16 protein-coding genes and 1 pseudogene are annotated in these 16,054 nt (G+C 74.5%); 8 read left to right on the top strand and 9 right to left on the bottom strand.

The window, feature by feature from the left end:
• Positions 1-199: 199 nt before the first annotated feature.
• Entirely contained in the window at positions 200-1,456 is a 1,257-nt protein-coding gene (locus tag O7611_RS04885; protein ID WP_194799689.1) for an ATP-grasp domain-containing protein, read from the top strand.
• Here O7611_RS04885 and O7611_RS04880 read toward each other — a convergent pair.
• Both O7611_RS04880 and O7611_RS04875 read right to left on the bottom strand, forming a co-directional pair.
• Positions 1,453-1,920, bottom strand: a complete 468-nt coding sequence (locus tag O7611_RS04880) for a GNAT family N-acetyltransferase (RefSeq protein ID WP_135243728.1) — start codon at positions 1,918-1,920, stop codon at positions 1,453-1,455. The two genes, O7611_RS04885 and O7611_RS04880, sit on opposite strands and share 4 nt — an antisense overlap.
• Before the next feature lie 179 nt (positions 1,921-2,099).
• Positions 2,100-3,050: a thiamine-phosphate kinase gene (locus O7611_RS04875; RefSeq protein ID WP_194799688.1), complete on the bottom strand. Its 951-nt coding sequence runs from the start codon at positions 3,048-3,050 to the stop codon at positions 2,100-2,102.
• Positions 3,051-3,213: 163 nt separating this feature from the next.
• Between O7611_RS04875 and O7611_RS04870 the strand changes: the two genes are divergently transcribed.
• Both O7611_RS04870 and O7611_RS04865 read left to right on the top strand, forming a co-directional pair.
• A complete protein-coding gene (locus O7611_RS04870) occupies positions 3,214-3,447 on the top strand; it encodes an Lrp/AsnC ligand binding domain-containing protein (protein ID WP_013284547.1) in 234 nt (77 codons plus the stop codon).
• On the top strand, positions 3,448-4,035 hold the full coding sequence (locus O7611_RS04865; RefSeq protein WP_269696281.1) for a DUF3515 domain-containing protein: 588 nt from the start codon (positions 3,448-3,450) through the stop codon (positions 4,033-4,035).
• A gap of 38 nt (positions 4,036-4,073) precedes the next feature.
• On the opposite strand, the gene O7611_RS04860 is transcribed toward O7611_RS04865, so the two are convergent.
• Both O7611_RS04860 and O7611_RS04855 read right to left on the bottom strand, forming a co-directional pair.
• On the bottom strand, positions 4,074-5,177 hold the full coding sequence (locus O7611_RS04860) for a D-alanine--D-alanine ligase family protein (RefSeq protein ID WP_194799686.1): 1,104 nt from the start codon (positions 5,175-5,177) through the stop codon (positions 4,074-4,076).
• A 166-nt stretch (positions 5,178-5,343) separates the two neighbouring features.
• On the bottom strand, positions 5,344-5,568 hold the full coding sequence (locus O7611_RS04855) for a hypothetical protein (RefSeq protein ID WP_194799685.1): 225 nt from the start codon (positions 5,566-5,568) through the stop codon (positions 5,344-5,346).
• Between the two features lie 234 nt (positions 5,569-5,802).
• Here O7611_RS04855 and O7611_RS04850 point away from each other — a divergent pair, with 234 nt between their 5' ends.
• Entirely contained in the window at positions 5,803-6,648 is an 846-nt protein-coding gene (locus O7611_RS04850) for a helix-turn-helix domain-containing protein (protein ID WP_194799684.1), read from the top strand.
• 4 nt (positions 6,649-6,652) lie between these two features.
• Positions 6,653-6,844 carry a DUF397 domain-containing protein gene (locus tag O7611_RS04845; protein WP_194799683.1) on the top strand — a complete coding sequence of 64 codons (192 nt, stop codon included), beginning with the start codon at positions 6,653-6,655 and terminating at the stop codon, positions 6,842-6,844.
• A 22-nt stretch (positions 6,845-6,866) separates the two neighbouring features.
• Here O7611_RS04845 and O7611_RS04840 read toward each other — a convergent pair whose 3' ends face one another.
• The 5 genes from O7611_RS04840 to O7611_RS04820 all read right to left on the bottom strand — a co-directional run bounded on the left by O7611_RS04840 (position 6,867) and on the right by O7611_RS04820 (position 11,827).
• A complete protein-coding gene (locus O7611_RS04840) occupies positions 6,867-7,916 on the bottom strand; it encodes an ROK family protein (RefSeq protein WP_269696280.1) in 1,050 nt (349 codons plus the stop codon).
• A gap of 87 nt (positions 7,917-8,003) precedes the next feature.
• On the bottom strand, positions 8,004-8,795 hold the full coding sequence (locus tag O7611_RS04835; RefSeq protein WP_194799681.1) for a putative protein N(5)-glutamine methyltransferase: 792 nt from the start codon (positions 8,793-8,795) through the stop codon (positions 8,004-8,006).
• A gap of 172 nt (positions 8,796-8,967) precedes the next feature.
• Entirely contained in the window at positions 8,968-10,086 is a 1,119-nt protein-coding gene (locus tag O7611_RS04830; RefSeq protein ID WP_194799680.1) for a cystathionine gamma-lyase, read from the bottom strand.
• A gap of 11 nt (positions 10,087-10,097) precedes the next feature.
• Positions 10,098-11,105 (bottom strand): NAD(P)H-dependent glycerol-3-phosphate dehydrogenase, encoded by a 1,008-nt coding sequence (locus O7611_RS04825; protein ID WP_013284538.1) that lies wholly within the window; start codon positions 11,103-11,105, stop codon positions 10,098-10,100.
• Positions 11,102-11,827 (bottom strand): lysophospholipid acyltransferase family protein, encoded by a 726-nt coding sequence (locus tag O7611_RS04820; protein ID WP_194799679.1) that lies wholly within the window; start codon positions 11,825-11,827, stop codon positions 11,102-11,104. The genes O7611_RS04825 and O7611_RS04820 overlap by 4 nt, the downstream gene beginning before the upstream one ends.
• A gap of 95 nt (positions 11,828-11,922) precedes the next feature.
• Between O7611_RS04820 and cofC the strand changes: the two are divergent.
• The 3 genes and pseudogenes from cofC to O7611_RS04800 all read left to right on the top strand — a co-directional run.
• Positions 11,923-12,546: pseudogene (gene cofC / locus O7611_RS04815) on the top strand (2-phospho-L-lactate guanylyltransferase); the annotation flags it as partial.
• Positions 12,547-12,822: 276 nt separating this feature from the next.
• On the top strand, positions 12,823-15,129 hold the full coding sequence (locus O7611_RS04805) for an RNA degradosome polyphosphate kinase (RefSeq protein WP_370584876.1): 2,307 nt from the start codon (positions 12,823-12,825) through the stop codon (positions 15,127-15,129).
• A gap of 7 nt (positions 15,130-15,136) precedes the next feature.
• Positions 15,137-16,054: an NUDIX hydrolase gene (locus O7611_RS04800; RefSeq protein ID WP_194799676.1), complete on the top strand. Its 918-nt coding sequence runs from the start codon at positions 15,137-15,139 to the stop codon at positions 16,052-16,054.

The following is a 16,054-nucleotide window of genomic DNA, read 5'->3' as shown; positions in this document are numbered from 1 at the left end:
ATCGTCGGTCGCCGGCGGATCCCTTCGGGGTCCGCCGGCTTCTGTCGTGTCCGGCGACCCGCCGTGCCCACCGGCCCGGTATCGGCCGACCCGCCCCCGCACCCCTGACCGACCGTACGGCGACCGCCTCGATCCGGCCGGTTAGGGTGCTGCTGCGCCGGCCGTCCGGTTCCGGCGCGAGCCGTGGGGAGGGTGACCGGTGGACCTCGATCTGGGTCGCGAGCAACTGGTGGTGGTCGGCGCGTCGTTCGGCTCGCTGAGCTGGTTCGACCAGGAGCTGCCGCCGGGCAGCGTGGTGCTGGTCGAGGAGCCGGACGTGATCGCCCGCCGCGACCTGGCCCGGTTCGCCGAGCGGCTGCCGATGATCGGGCGTCTCGTCGCGGCCGAGTACCAGACCGGCTTCGACCCGGACGCCCTGCTCGCCCGCGAGCCCGGCCTCGCCGACGCCCGGCTGGTCCTGCCCGGCCTGGAGTACGCGGTCGGCGCCACCGCCCGGCTCGCCGACCGGCTCGGCCTGCCCGGCGCCGGGGTGGAGGCCGCCGACGTCTTCTCCGACAAGCACCGGATGCGGCTGCTCGCCGACCGGATCGGGCTCGCCAACCCGGCGTACGAGCTGGTCGACGACCCGGCGCGGGCGGTGGAGTTCGCGCAGGCGCACGGCGGGCGGTGCGTGCTCAAGCCCACCCGCCGCTCGGGCAGCCTGGGCGTGCAGCTGATCACCGACGCGGCCGAGGTGCCGGCCCGCTGGGCGGCCAGCGCCGCCCCGCCCGACCCGGCCGAGGCCACCGAGCGCGGCCTGCCCACCGGCGTGCTGGTCGAGGAGCTGCTTGTCGGTTCCGAGCACAGCGTGGAGCTGCTCGTGGCCGAGGGCGAGGTGGTCTTCGCCAACGTCACCGACAAGCGGATCGCCGGTGGCCGCTACCCGGTCGAGACCGGCCACACCGTGCCGTCCGCGCTGCCCGCCGACGCGAACGACGCGCTGCGCGCCGCCGCGGTACGCCTCGCCGAGGCGGCCGGCTTCCGCAGCGGCATGCTGCACAGCGAGTGGATCCTCGCCGACGGCGTGCCGACGCTGGTGGAGTGCGCGGCCCGGATGCCGGGCGACATGATCACCGCGCTCATCTCGATCGCCTACGAGCGGGACGTCATCGAGGCGTATCTGCGGATCCTGCGTGGCGAACGGCCGGAGCTGCCGGCGCGGGCGACCGGCGCGGCGGCGATCGAGTTCCTGATCGCGCCGCCCGGCCGGGTGACCGCCGTGGACGGCAGGCGCGACGCGCTGCGCGTGCCGGGCGTGCTCGACGTGCAGGTGGAGACGAAGGTCGGTCAGACCGTGCCGGAGCTGCTCTCCTCGGCGCACCGCAGCGGGCACCTGATGACCTGGGGTGCCACCCCGGACGAGGCGGCGGACGCCGCCCGTCGCGCCGCCGGGGCGATCCGCATCTCGGTGGGCTAGAGGGTACGGCCGTACGACAGGCAGCCCGGGGCGTCCTTGTAGAAGCCGAAGTTCGGGATCCGCTCGTAGCCGGCCGAGGTGTACATGGCGATCGCCTCGGGCTGCTTGTCGCCGCACTCCAGCACGATCCGCTTGCGGCCGTGATCGCGGGCGGACCGCTCGACCGCTCCGAGCACCGCGCGGGCCACGCCCCGGCCCCGGGCCGCCGGGTCGGTGTACATCCGCTTCAGCTCGGCCGTGTCGCCGTCCTCGCCGTGGCTGCGCCAGCCGCCGCAGCCGACCGGCCGCCCGTCCAGGTAGGCGACGAGGAACGTGCCGTCCGGCGGGGTGAACTCGGCCGCGTCGACGGGGGTCTCGTCGCCGCTGCCGCCGTACCGGGCGCCGAGGTCGGCCAGCGCCGCCCGGATCAGCGCCTGCGACTCGGGCGCGTCGAAGCGCCGCTCCCGGATCTCGATCTCGCTCACCGTGCCAGGTTACGACCGCCGCCGGCCCGGCCCGGCCGCCGGGGGTCGGACGCAGATCACTCCCGCCCGGTCACTCCGCCCTGCGGCTGCGCCGGTTACTCCGCCGTCCGGCGGCCGTGCCGACTATTCCGCCGTCCGGCGGCCGTGCCGACTATTCCGCCGTCCGGCGGCCGTGCCGACTATTCCGCCGTCCGGCGGAAGTGGTCCCAGCCGCGCGGACCGCTGTAGGCGGCGCCGTCGACGGTGACCCCGGCGCCGGCCGCCACCCGCCCGACCGGCAACCAGCCGTCCGGGAGCGCGGCGTCCGCCGGGAACGTCGCGGCCAGCGCGTGGTCCTCGCCGCCGGCCAGGATCCAGGCGTACGGGTCGACGCCGAGCGCCTGCGCCGCGTCCCGCATCTGCCGGGGCACCTCGAACGCGTCGCGGCTCACGTCGATCGCGACGCCGCTGGCGGTCGCCACGTGCCCGAGGTCGGCCAGCAGCCCGTCCGACACGTCGATCATGGCGGTGGCCCCGGCCGCGGCGGCAGCGGGTCCGGCGGCGTACGGCACCTCGGGGCGGCGGAACGCCTCGACCAGCAGCCGCGGCGTGCGGAAACCCCGGGACAGCACGGTGTAGCCGGCCGCCGACCAGCCGGTGCGTCCGGCCAGCGCCACAATGTCACCGGGGCGGGCGCCGGAGCGCACCACCGGGTCACGGCCGGCCAGGTCGCCGAGCGCCGTCACCGCGACGGTGAGCGTCGGGCTGCCGGACATGTCCCCGCCGACCACGCTCGCGCCGACCAGCGCCGCCTCCGCGCCCAGCCCGTCGGCCAGTTCCTCGGCCCAGGCCGGGTCCAGCTCGGCCGGCATGCAGAGCGCGACGAGCAGCGCCGTCGGGGTGGCGCCCATCGCGGCGATGTCGGCGAGGTTGGCCGCCGCCGCCCGGTGTCCCACGTCCCGCGCCGACGACCAGTCACGGCGGAAGTGCCGCCCCTCCACCAGCACGTCGGTCGAGGCGACCACCCGCCGGTCCGGCGCGGCCACCACCGCGCCGTCGTCGCCGGGGCCGAGCAGGCAGTTCCGTCCCTGTGCCAGCCGGGCGGTCACCCGGCCGATCAGGCCGAACTCGCCGACATCAGTGACAGTCATTCCGTCCCCTCGCTCCGCTGCGTCGTTCCGCACGTCCCACCCCTGTCCGCACCGGCGTGTGCTCGCTCACCGCGTCCGACCGGCAACCGATAGGGATCACGGCCGCTCAGTACGGTAGTTTCACCCTTCGGGTCGCCCGGAGGCGACGGACGGAGGTCGAGTCGTGGTACAGGCGTACATCCTCATCCAGACCGAGGTCGGCCGGGCGCGTGACGTGGCCGGTCTGATCGCGGACCTGGCCGGCGTGGTACGGGTCGACGCCGTCACCGGGCCGTACGACGTGGTGGTGCTCACCGAGGCGAACACCGTCGACGAGCTCGGCAAACTCATCGTCAGCAAGGTGCAGATGGTGCCCGGCATCACCCGCACCCTCACGTGTTCGGTGGTGCGGCTGTAAGTGGACGAGAAGGACACCTCCCCCCGCCGGGACGGCGCCACCCGCCGTGCCGCGCTCTGGGCGACGCTGGTCGCGGTGCCGGTGACCCTGGTGGTGGCCGGGTTCACGTTCGCCAAGCTGGCCCCGGAGTCGCCGGACGCCGCGCCGAGCGCGTCGGCGAGTCCCCGGGCGCAGTCCAGCGCGCCGGTCGAGATGCCCGCCCCGGCCCTGGCCGAGCGCCCGACCATCCTCTGCCGCGCCCTGATGTCGCAGCTCCCGGACAGCGTGCGTGACCTGCCGCAGCGTCCGGTCACCGCGGGCCCGGAGCAGAACGCCGCGTACGGCGACCCGGCGCTGACCGTGGCCTGCGGCGGCAGCCCGGCGGAGTTCCCGCCCACCGACGAGGTGTGGACGGTCAACCAGGTCTGCTGGCACGCGGCGCAGGAGGCCGACGCCACGGTGCTGACCACCGTCGACCGGGAGACCCCGATCCGGGTGCGGATGCCGAAGTCGTACGAGCCGCCGCTGCAGTGGGTGACCTCGATCTCCGACACGATCGTCAGCTCGGTCCCCTCGGCGAAGCAGGCCCCCTCGGGCTGCTCCGCCTGACGCCCGCCGGCCCAGCGGCCGGCGGGCGGTGCCGGCCGTCAGCGGCCGGCGCGGCGGTGCAGGGCGGTACGGATCAGCCGGTTGACCAGCTTCGGGTACTCCAGCCCGCTGGCCGACCACATCCGCGGGAACATCGACGTCGGGGTGAAGCCCGGCATCGTGTTGATCTCGTTGAGGTAGACATCCATCTGCGGGGTCACGAAGAAGTCGACCCGGGCCAGGCCGGAGCAGTCGAGCGCAGTGAAGGCCCGGGTGGCGTAGTCGCGCACCTGCCGGGCGACCGGCTCGGGCAGGTCGGCCGGCACGTCGTACTCGCAGACCTGGTCGGCGAAGATGTACTTGGCCTCGAAGTCGTACCAGTCCTGATCGCCGATCATCCGCACCTCGGCGAGCACGGAGGCCTCCGGCGCGCCACCGGCCTCGCCCTCCAGCACGCCGCACTCGATCTCGCGGCCGACCACGGCGCCCTCGACGAGCACCTTGCTGTCGATCTCCCGCGCGGTGACGAGCGCGGCGTCCAGGTCCGCCCAGTCGTCGACCTTGGTGATGCCGAACGAGGAGCCGGCCCGGGACGGCTTGACGAAGACGGGCAGCCCGAGGCGCTCCTTGTCCTCGTCGCTGAGCGACATCCCGGCGCGCAGCACCGCGTACGGGCCGACCGGGATGCCCTCGGCGGCGCAGAGCTTCTTGGTGAACTCCTTGTCCATGGCCGCGGCGGACGCGAAGACGTTCGCGCCGACGTAGGGGATGTCGGCCATCTCCAGCATGCCCTGGATGGTGCCGTCCTCCCCGTACGCGCCGTGCAGCACCGGGAAGACCACGTCCACGTCGGCCAGCGCGACCGGACCCTGGGCGGGGTCGAGCACCATCAGGCCGCCGACGGCGGGGTCGGCGCGCAGCACCAGTTCGGCGCCGGAGCCGGCGGTCACCTCGGGGAGCTTGCGGTCGGCGATGGCGAGCCGGCTCGGGTCGCCGCTGGCGAGCACCCACTGGCCCTGCCGGGTGATGCCGACCGGGACCACCTCGAACTCGTCCGGGTCGAGCGCGGCCAGCACGCTGCCGGCGCTGACGCACGAGATGCCGTGTTCGGGGCTGCGGCCGCCGAAGACGATCGCCACACGGGTCTTGCCTGGGGTGGTCATGGTCACCTCATCGTTCGCGACTGCGGCTGGCCGTGCTCGCCGGTGGCGCTCACCCGACTGACCTTACTGTGCGTTGCCGCAAGCGGTGGTCGTTACCCGGGGAGACGCGGAGTCGCGTGGCAAACGGTCAAGGTGACATATACGGGGAGTAACGGAGTGGTGTGCCTCAGAAGGCCGGGTGCCGGGGCCGGCGGCCGACCGCGATGACCTTCACCCGCTGCCGGCCCGCCCGCACCATGCCCAGCGCCATGAACGCGCCGGCGATCCGGTCGGCCGCCTCCCGGCTGCTGGCGCCGACGACCTGACGGCGGCGTTCCGGGCTGGTCCGTTCGTCGCGTCGACTGCCGTCCGGCGGACGCACGTCGGTGAGGACGACGAGGAACCTGGTCACCGCGCAATTCCTCCCGTCTCGTGGACCGGCAGGGGCACGCGGCGGTCGGATCGTGGGGGAGTGAAGAATCCGACCACCGCGCGCCCCATCCCCTCCGGTCGCTCACCACCACCGTCGCCACGACAACCGGCGGTGAGGACGCCGTCACACATTGACAGGTTGACCGGCGTGAATGCAACTCTCATCGACTTTCTCTCACGCCCACTTTCCCGAGAGATGTGCGACCATCGATGCATGGCGCCGAAGACCGCCCGGGCCCGACGGCTCGGCATCGCCCTGCGGACCCACCGGGAGGCCGTCGGCCTCACCCTGGAGGCCGCAGCCGACGAGATCAACAGCACCCGGAGCACGCTGTCCCGCTACGAGAACGCGCAGACGCTCGTCAGCCCCGCCACCGTGCGCGCGCTGCTGACCAGCTACGGCGTGGACCCGGCCGACATCGCCGCGGCGGTGCAGCTGGCGAAGGACGCCCGCAAGCCGGGCTGGTGGGTGTCCTATTCGTACCTGCTGGACCAGCGCACCATCGACTTCATCGCGCTGGAGGCCGAGGCCACCGGTATCGCGAACTTCGAACCGTCTGTGGTGCCCGGTCTGCTCCAGACCGCCGACTACATCCGCGGGGTGATGCGCGGCGGCCCCCACACGCTCACCGACGAGCAGGTGGAGCAACGGGTCCAGCTACGGCTGGACCGCCAGCAGCGGCTCTCCGGGTCCGAGCCGCCGATCCTCGACGCCATCATCGACGAGGGCGCGCTGCTGCGCCCGGTCGGTGACCACTCGGTCATGTCCGGCCAGCTCCAGCACCTGCTGAAGATGGCCGAGCTGCCGAACGTCACGGTGCAGGTGATCCCGCTCGCCGCCGGCTACCACCGGGGCACCCGGGGATCGCTGCACATCCTGGAGTTCGCCGACCCGGAGGACCCGATCATCGCCTCGGTGGAGACAGTCGCCGGGCAGATGGTCCTCGACCGGCCGAGTGACCTGCGTACCTGCGCCAAGATCATGGAGCACCTGCGGACCGTGGCGCTGAGCCCGGCGGCCAGTCGGGACCAGCTCCTCCGCCTGCTGAACGAGAGGTGACCAGATGAACGGCACGAATCCCACACCGGCCCGCTGGCGCAAGAGCAGCCACAGCGGCGACGAGGGCGCGTGCGTGGAGATGGCGCCGCTGCCCGGCGCGGTGGCGGTCCGCGACTCCAAGGACCCGGCCGGCCCGGTGCTGGTGTTCCCGCCGCACACCTGGGCCGCGTTCACCGCCGCGCCGCCGAGCGCCTGACCGGCCCGTCCGGCGGGCGGCGTCAGCCGAGTGGGGCGGCGGCGGTGGCGGCACCGCGTACCGCCTCCAGCGCCGCGATGGCCACCCCCCGCGCGCCGGCCATGTCCCGGTCCGGCACCAGCGCGAAGGTGGCCACCGCCCGCTGCTCCTCCCGCAGCACCGTGTGCTCGGCGACCGCGGCGAGGAACCAGTCCCGGAACTCCGGCGCCGCCTCCACCACGCCCCCGCCGACGAAGTACGCGTGCGGGTCGGTGAAGTTGGCCGCGATGGTGAACAGCCGGCCCAGCGCCTTGGCCTGCTGGGTGAAGACCAGGCGGGCCAGCGGGTCGCCGCGTTCGCCGTAGCCGCGCAGCAGCTTCGCCGCCCGGTCCGGCTCCTCCGCCGCGAGCGGATGCTCCGGATGCCGGGCCAGCCAGTACGGCAGCAGGTTGCGCCGGATCGCGGTGAGCGAGGCGACGCTCTCCGCGTCCCCGGTGAAACCGCAGGCGCAGACCGGCGCCGCCTGGTCCGGCTCGATCAGGCCGTCCAGCGGGATGTGCACGTGCCCGAACTCGCCGGCCATGCCGGCCGCGCCGCCGACCACCCGGCCGGACTCCACCACGCCCCCGCCGAGCCCGGTGCCGACGATCGCGGACACCGACGACCGGGCCATCGCCTCGGCGCCGAAGTAGACGTGGTGGGCGTAGAGGGCGGCGGCGTTGCCGTCGTTGGCGTACACCACAGGCAGGCCCAGCCGCCGTTCCAGCGCGGAGCGCACGTCGAAGCCCCGCCATGCGGGCTGGGAGAAGTTCGTCGAGCCGCGGGACGAGATCACACCGGTGGCGCTGGCCGGGCCGGGCGTGTCCAGCCCGACCGCGCGGACCAGGTCACGCGGTACGCCGGTGTGGGCCAGGACGCCGTCGAACGCCCGCGCCAGTGCCTCCACCGCCCCCTCCGGGCCGGCGCCGACGTCGCTCGGGATCTCCAGCAGCCCGTCCACCAGGAACCGGCCGTCGACTGTGAGCACCGTGGCGTTGTCACTAGTGCCCCCGTTGTCCAGCCCCACCACCACCGGCACACCTGCGCTGCCCACCGCCACCGCCTCCCGCCGCGCCTGACCCGAGGCTAGTTCCCGTCCGGGCCACCCGCCACGCCCCCCGGCGGGACTCCCCGGCCGCGGTCAGCCGGGACGGCGGGCGGTCACCGCTGTCGCCTCGCGTTCCTCGTCGCGGACCACCGCCGGTTGCAGCCCGGCGGCGGTGAACACGGCGCACAGCTCCGGGGCCTGCGCGACGCTCACCTCGACCACGACGTGCCCGCCCGGGGCGAGCCACTGCGCCGCGCCGGAGGCGACCCGGCGCAGCACGGCCAGGCCGTCGGTGCCGCCGTCCAGCGCCACCGGCGCCTCGTACAGGCGTGCCTCGGCCGGCAGCGAGGCCACCGCGGCGGTCGGCACGTACGGCGCGTTCGCCACTACCAGGTCCAGCGTCCCGCGCCGGCCGGCCGGCAGCGCGTCGAACAGGTCGCCCTGGTAGACCGGGACGCCCAGTGGTTCGAGGTTGCGCCGGGCGCAGGCCACCGCCACCGGATCGATGTCGGCGGCGGCCAGCCAGCGCGGCGTCAGCCGCTCGTGCAGCACCACGGCGGCGGCGCCGGAGCCGCAGCACAGGTCGAGCACCGCGGGCGCCGGCCCGGCCAGCGCCGTCGCGGTGTCGACGAGCAGGGCGGTCCGGCCGCGCGGCACGAAGACCCCCGGGTGGACGGCGATGCGCCGGCCGCAGAACTCGGCCCAGCCGAGCAGGTGCTCCAGCGGCAGGCCGGCGACGCGACGGTCGGCCAGCCGGGTCAGCGACTGCGCCGAGTCGGCGGCGGCGATCAGCAGGTCCGCCTCGTCCTCGGCGAAGACGCAACCGGCGGCGCGCAGCCGCCGGACGAGGGCCGGGCGGTCGGGGGTGAACACGGTGGATGCCATGGCAAGCCTTTCGGGAAGCGCTCGTCGGCGCCCCCGGCGTCGCCTCAGCCCCGAAGCGACGCGGACTCGGAGGGAGCGCCGGTCCTCTGCTCGTGGATCGGACTCACCTCCTCGGGTCGGGGCCGCACGGGCCGTGGCTGCCCGTCACCTTAGCCCAGCGGCCGATACGGCGTCAGCCCGCCGCGTCCAGCGCCGCCGTCACGTCGGCGAGCAGGTCGGCGGTGTCCTCGACGCCGCAGGAGAACCGCACGAAGCCCGGCGTCGTGTCGTCGCCCCACTGGGCCCGCCGGTCGGCGGTGCTGTGCAGGCCACCGAACGAGGTGGCGGCGGCCACCAGGCGGGAGGCGGCGAGGAACCGGGCCACCCGGCGCTCGTCATCCAGGTCGAACGAGAGCACACCCGGTACGCGCCGCATCTGGGCCGACGCGACCGGGTACGCCGGATCGTCCGGCCGTCCGGGCCAGCGCAGGCCGGTGACGTCCGGGCGGTCCGCGAGCAGGTCGGCCAGCGCCCGCGCGTTCGCGGTCTGCCGGGCCAGCCGCAGGTCGAGCGTGGCCAGCGACCGGTGGGCCAGCCAGCAGTCGAACGCGCCGGGCACACCGCCGGTGGTGTTGCGCCAGGTGGTCGCCGCGTCCCGCAGCCCGGCGTCCCGTGTCGCCAGGTAGCCGAGCAGCAGGTCCGAGTGGCCGGTCAGCGCCTTCGTGCCGGAGGCGACCACCACGTCCGCGCCGAGGTCCAGCGGGCGCTGGCCGAGCGGCGTGGCGGTGGTGTTGTCCACCGCCACCAGCGCTCCCGCGGCGTGCGCGGCGGCGGCCACCGCCGCGACGTCGACGACATCCAGGCCGGGGTTCGCCGGGGTCTCCAGCAGCACCAGCCGGACACCGTCGAACGACGGGTACGGCCCGGCCGTGGGCACGAGCACCACACGTACCCCGAGCTGCTCCAGCGCGCCGGAGGCGAAGGAGCGCACCGAGTAGTAGCCGTCGGCGGGCAGCAGCACGGTGTCGCCGGGACGCAGCACCGTCAGCAGCAGCCCGGTGATGGCGGCCTGGCCGCTGGCGAAGACCCGGCAGTCGCCGCCCTCCAGCTCACCGATCGCGGTCTCCAGCAGCCGCCGGGTCGGGTTGTCGGGCCGCCCGTACCCGTCCACCGCCGCCGACGGGCCGCGCTCCGGGTCCAGGTGGTACGGCGCGGCGAAGACCGGGCCGGGCAGGAACGGCTGCCCGGGTACCGCGTCCGGCAGGCCGGCGTGCACGCTGCGCGTGCCGTCACCCCAGTGCTCGCTGCTCATCCCCGCTCCGTTCACTCGTACGACTCAGGCTTGGCGGTACGGCTCATCAGCGCGTCCACCGCCAGGCGCGGATCCATCCCCTCGTGGCAGATCCGCTCGATCTGCTCGGTGATCGGCATCTCGACGCCGTGCGCCCGGGCCAGGTCGCGGATGGCCAGGCAGCTCTTGACGCCCTCGGCGGTCTGCCGGGTGGCCGCCTGGGCCTGCTCCAGCGTCTCGCCCCGGCCCAGGTGCTCGCCGAAGGTGCGGTTGCGGGCCATCGGCGACGAGCAGGAGGCGACCAGGTCACCCATGCCGGCCAGCCCGGCGAACGTGATCGGGTCGGCGCCGAGCGCCACGCCCAGCCGGGCGGTCTCGGCCAGGCCGCGGGTCATCAGCATGGCGCGGGTGTTGTCGCCGAAGCCCATCGCGGTGGCGATGCCGTACGCCAGCGCGATCACGTTCTTCACCGCGCCGCCCAGCTCGCAGCCGATCACGTCGTCGTTCGTGTAGGGGCGGAAGTACGGCGTGCGGATGGACGCCTGCACCAGCGCGGTGCGACGGCTGTCGGTGCCCGCGACCACTGTGGCGGCCGGCTGTTCGGCGGCGATCTCCGGGGCCAGGTTGGGCCCGGAGACGACCACCACCCGGTCGGCGGGCACCCCGGCGGTCTCGGTGATCACCTGGCTCATCCGCTTGGTGGTGCCCAGCTCGATGCCCTTCATCAGCGACACGAGCGTGGCGTCCGGCGCCAGGTACGGCGTCCAGTCGGCGAGGTTGCCGCGCAGCGTCTGCGAGGGCACCGAGAGCACCACCACCTCGGCTCCCTCGATCGCCTCGGCGGCGTCACCGGTGGCGGTCACCCGCTCGGGCAGGCGGATCCCCGGCAGGTACTCCGGGTTGTGCCGCCCGGTCCGGATCGCCTCGGCGACGGCGGCCCGGCGGGCCAGGACCGTCACGTCCCGCCCGGCGTCGGCGAGGATCTTGGCGAACGCGGTCCCCCAGGAACCGGCGCCCAGCACGGCGACGTGCCCGCTCATTCGGTGACCTCCCGGGTGCCGGTGCGGGCGGGCCGCTGCCAGAGCGGCGGTGGTGTGCCGCCGCGGATCTCCGCGACCAGATCCCGGATGCGCAGCATGATGGTGTCCGTCATCTCCTCCAGGATCGGCCGGGTCGGCGTGGCGCCGGCCCAGCGGCTCAGGTCCACCGGCGGCCCGGCGATCACCGTCACCGGGGTACGCGGGCGCAGCCCGAACCGGGCCGTACGCGGGTCGAACATCCGTTCCGGGCCGACCATCGCGATCGGGACCACCGGGGCGCCGGTGGCCAGCGCCAGCCGGGCCGCGCCGGTCTTGCCCTTCATCGGCCACAGGTCCGGCTCCCGGGTGGTGGTGCCCTCCGGGTAGATCACCACCGCGCCTCCCTCGGCCAGCGCGGCGACCAGCTTGTCCAGCGACTTGACCGCTTCGACGGTGCCCCGCTCGACCGGGATCTGCTGGCAGCGGTGCAGGATCCAGCCGACCACCGGCACCCGGAACACGCTGGCCTTGCCGAGGAAGCGCGGCCAGCGCCCGGCGTCGTAGACGTAGTGCGCGACCACGAGCGGGTCGGCGTGCGAGATGTGGTTCGGCACGAGGATCACGCCGCCGTCGCCGCGCAGGTGCTCCATGCCCCGCCAGGTGCGCCGGGTCCAGACCGTCATCAGCGGCTTCACCAGCACCACGGCGAGCCGTCGCCAGAACCCCAGCCTGCGCCGTGCCACAGTGCCTCCTCGATCCGCCCACGCGCCCCGGCACAGAATCATGCCTGTTCGCCCCCGCTGCGGCCAGTGCGGGTACCGGCGGCCCCGCTGGCAGGATGGTCGGCGTGTCTGAGGCCCGCTGGACCGTGGTGATGCCGGTGAAGCGCCTGCCGGCGGCGAAGAGCCGTCTGCGGGGCGCGCTGCCCGGCGTACCCCATGAGGAGCTGGCACTGGCCCTGGCGGCCGACACGCTGCGCGCGGTGCGGGCGTGCCCGGCGGTGGCCCTGGTGCTCGTGGTCACCGACGACCCGCTGGTGGCGGCGGCGGCCGGCGCGACGGGCGCCGACGTCGCCGGCGACCCCGGCGGCGGCCTCAACGCGGCGTTCCGGCACGGCGCGGCGGTCGTCGGGCCGCGCGCCGCGGTGGCCTGCCTGACCGCCGACCTGCCCGCGCTGCGACCGGCCGACCTGGCCTCCGCGCTGCGGGCCACCCAGCGGGTACGCGGGTTCGTGGCTGATGCCCCGGGGGGAGGCACGGTGCTGCTCGCCGCGCCGGCCGGCGCGGCGCTGTCGCCGCGGTTCGGGCCCGGCTCGGCCGCGGCGCACGCGGCGAGCGGGGCGCTGCCGCTCGCCGGGGAGTGGCCCAGCCTGCGCCGGGACGTGGACACCCCGGCGGACCTGGCCGACGCCGCCGGGCTGGGCGTGGGGCCGCGCACCGCCGCGCTGCTGGCCCGGGTCGCCGGGGCGGTCCGGTACGGTGCTGGCATGCAGGGGACGGTGGCCACCTACGACGCGTCGACCCGCAGTGGCGTGCTGCTGCTCGACGACGGTACCGAGCTGGCGTTCCCGGCCCGCGCGTTCGACGCCTCCGGGCTGCGGCTGCTCCGATTGGGGCAGCGTGTCCGGATCGAGCGGGACGCCGACGGCGAGGTGGTCCGGGTGACCTTGCCGACGATGGCGTGAACAACCTGGCCCGAGTTCATTTTCCGTTCACCCTTGTCGGGGAATCATGAGGTGGTGAGCACCCCTCGCGAGCACCCCGACGGCCCGCCGCCGATCCTCGACCCCGGCACGCCCCGCAACGGCCGCCCCACCCGCGGCCCGGACGGGCGGTTCCGCCAGACCCGGCCCCCGGAGGAGCGTCTCGGCGCCGACCCGGACGCGGCCGGCGCGACCGGCCTGGACGAGCCGCTCGACCCGGTGGAGGGCCCCGGCCCGGCCGGCGAGACCGCCGCGGACGCCGCCCCGCCGGCCGTACCGCCGCTGCCGGAGGACCGGTTCCTCAACCGGGAGCTGTCCTGGCTCGACTTCAACGCCCGGGTGCTGGCGCTCGCCGAGGATCCGCGTACCCCGCTGCTGGAACGGGCGAAGTTCCTGGCCATCTTCGCCAGCAACCTGGACGAGTTCTACATGGTCCGGGTCGCCGGGTTGAAGCGGCGGCTCTCCGCCGGCCTGCCGGTACGCGGCGGCGACCGGCTGCCGCTGCGCACCCAGCTCGACCTGATCACCGAGAAGGCAGCGGGCCTGGTCGCCCGGCACGCCGCCTGCCTGGTCGACGACGTGCTGCCGAAGCTCGCCGCCGAGGACATCCGCATACTGCGCTGGAGCGACCTGGACGACGCCGAGCGGGAGCGGCTGCGCACCTGGTTCCGGGAGCACATCTTCCCGGTGCTCACCCCGCTGGCGGTCGACCCGGCGCACCCGTTCCCGTACATCTCCGGCCGGTCACTGAACCTGGCCGTGTCGGTACGCGACCCGGACGGCGGCTCGGAGCTGTTCGCCCGGGTCAAGGTGCCGAACAACGTGCCCCGGTTCGTCCGGGTGCACCGCGACCAGCCGGGCGTGCGGTTCCTGCCGGTCGAGGACCTCATCTCGGTGCACCTCGGCCAGCTGTTCTCCGGCATGCAGGTGGTCGAGTGCCACCTGTTCCGGGTGACCCGCAACGCCGAGGTGGAGGTGGACGAGGACCGAGACGAGGACCTGCTCCAGGCGCTGGAACGGGAGCTGGCCCGGCGCCGGTTCGGCCCGCCGGTACGCCTGGAGGTCGCCGCGTCCATCTCCGACCACATGCTGGAGCTGCTGGTCCGTGAGCTGGACATGGACGGCCACGACGTGCTGCGGGTCCGTGGCCTGCTCGACCTGTCCGCGCTGTGGCAGGTGTACGGCGAGGCGGACCGGCCCGACCTGAAGGACCCGTCGTTCGTGCCGGCCACCCATCCGCGGCTGGCCGAGGGTGAGGTGCCGCGCAGCGTCTTCGCCACGCTGCGCGACGGCGACGTGCTGGTGCACCACCCGTACCACTCGTTCGCGACGAGCGTGCAGCGCTTCGTCGAACAGGCGGCGGCCGACCCGAACGTGCTCGCCATCAAGCAGACGCTCTACCGCACCAGCGGCGACTCCCCGATCGTGGACGCGCTCGTCGATGCGGCCGCCGCCGGCAAGCAGGTGGTGGTGCTGGTGGAGCTGAAGGCGCGCTTCGACGAGGTGGCGAACATCGGCTGGGCCCGCACGCTGGAACGGGCCGGCTGCCACGTGGTGTACGGCCTGGTGGGGCTCAAGACGCACTGCAAGACCGCGCTGGTGGTACGCCAGGAGGGCAACCAGATCCGCCGCTACTGCCACATCGGCACCGGCAACTACCACCCGAAGACAGCCCGGCTCTACGAGGACTTCGGCATGCTCACCGCCGACCCGGAGATCGGCGCCGACCTGACCGACCTGTTCAACGTGCTCACCGGCTACAGCCGGCAGACCGCGTTCCGGCGGCTGCTGGTGGCGCCGCAGGGCATCCGCAGCGGCCTGATCGAACGCATCGACAGGGAGATCGAACACGTCCGGCTGGGCATGCCGGGGCTCGTGCAGTTCAAGGTGAACTCCCTGGTGGACGAGGAGATCACCGACGCGCTCTACCGGGCGTCGCGGGCCGGCGTGCACGTGGACCTGCTGATCCGCGGCATGTGCACGCTGCGGCCGGGCGTGCCGGGGCTGTCGGAGAACATCCGGGTCCGCTCGATCCTCGGCCGGTTCCTGGAACACTCCCGGATCTTCCGGTTCGGCAACAACGGCGACGCCGAGTTCTGGATGGGCTCGGCCGACCTGATGCACCGCAACCTGGACCGCCGGGTCGAGGCGCTGGTGCAGGTGAGCGACCCGGTGGCACGGGCCGAACTGGACCACGTCCTCACCGCCGCGTTCGACCCGGACGTGGACGCGTTCGAGCTGGCCGCCGACGGCACCTGGCACCGGCGTACCGGGGACGGCGACGTGCCGCTGACCCACCTCCAGGATCTGTTGCTGCGCCGGGTCGGCGGCCGGGCGGACTGACCGGGCCGTGGCGCGTGCCGGGCGGGCATACGGTGAGCGGGTGAGCGACGACGAACCGGTACGGATCCGGGCCGCCGGTGGCGTGGTGTGGCGCCCGGGTCCGGCCGGCGTCGAGGTCTGCCTGGTGCACCGCCCCCGGTACGGCGACTGGTCGCTGCCGAAGGGCAAGCTCGACCGTGGCGAGCACCCGCTCGTGGCCGCCGTTCGCGAGGTGGCCGAGGAATCGGACGTCCGCGCCGTGCCGCAGGTCCGCCTGCCCACCGTCCGCTACCGCAGCGAGGGTCTCGCCAAGGCGGTCGACTACTGGTCCATGCGGGCGGCCGGCACCGGCGGTTTCCAGCCCGGCACCGAGGTCGACGACGTGGCCTGGTTCCCGGTCGACGACGCGGTACGCCGGGTCAGCTACCCGCACGACGCCGAGGTGATCGCCGCGTTCGCGGCGCTGCCGCCGGTCACCGCGACGGTGCTGCTGCTCCGGCACGCGCACGCCGGCAAGCGCGGCACCTGGACCGGCCCGGACCACGGCCGCCCGCTCGACGACGAGGGATGGGCGCAGGCGCGGGCGCTGGTCCCGCTCGTCGCGCTGGTCCGTCCGGCCCGCCTGTTCTCCGCCTCGGCCCGGCGTTGCGTGCAGACGCTGGACCCGGCGGCGGCCCGGCTGGACCTGCCGATCGAGGTCTGCGGCGACTTCGACGAGCCGGCGCCGGGCCAGCAGGTCGAGGAGTGCGCACTCGCCGCCGCGGCCCGGCTCGTCGCGCTGGCGCAGGCCGCCGGGACGGTGGCGGTGTGCAGCCAGGGCAAGGTGATCCCGGGCGCGCTGGAACGGCTCACCGGCCGCGTGGACGAGGACTTCACCACCGACAAGGGCGGCGGCTGGCTGCTGCCGTTCGCCGGTGACCGGTTGGTCCTCCCCGACCGCCTGTGA

Origin of the sequence: Micromonospora sp. WMMC273 (assembly GCF_027460285.1) — a bacterium.
GTDB classification, from domain to species: Bacteria; Actinomycetota; Actinomycetes; order Mycobacteriales; family Micromonosporaceae; genus Micromonospora; species Micromonospora aurantiaca.
The sequence above is the reverse complement of the archived record's forward strand: the minus strand, read 5'-3'. Positions and strand labels throughout refer to the sequence as shown.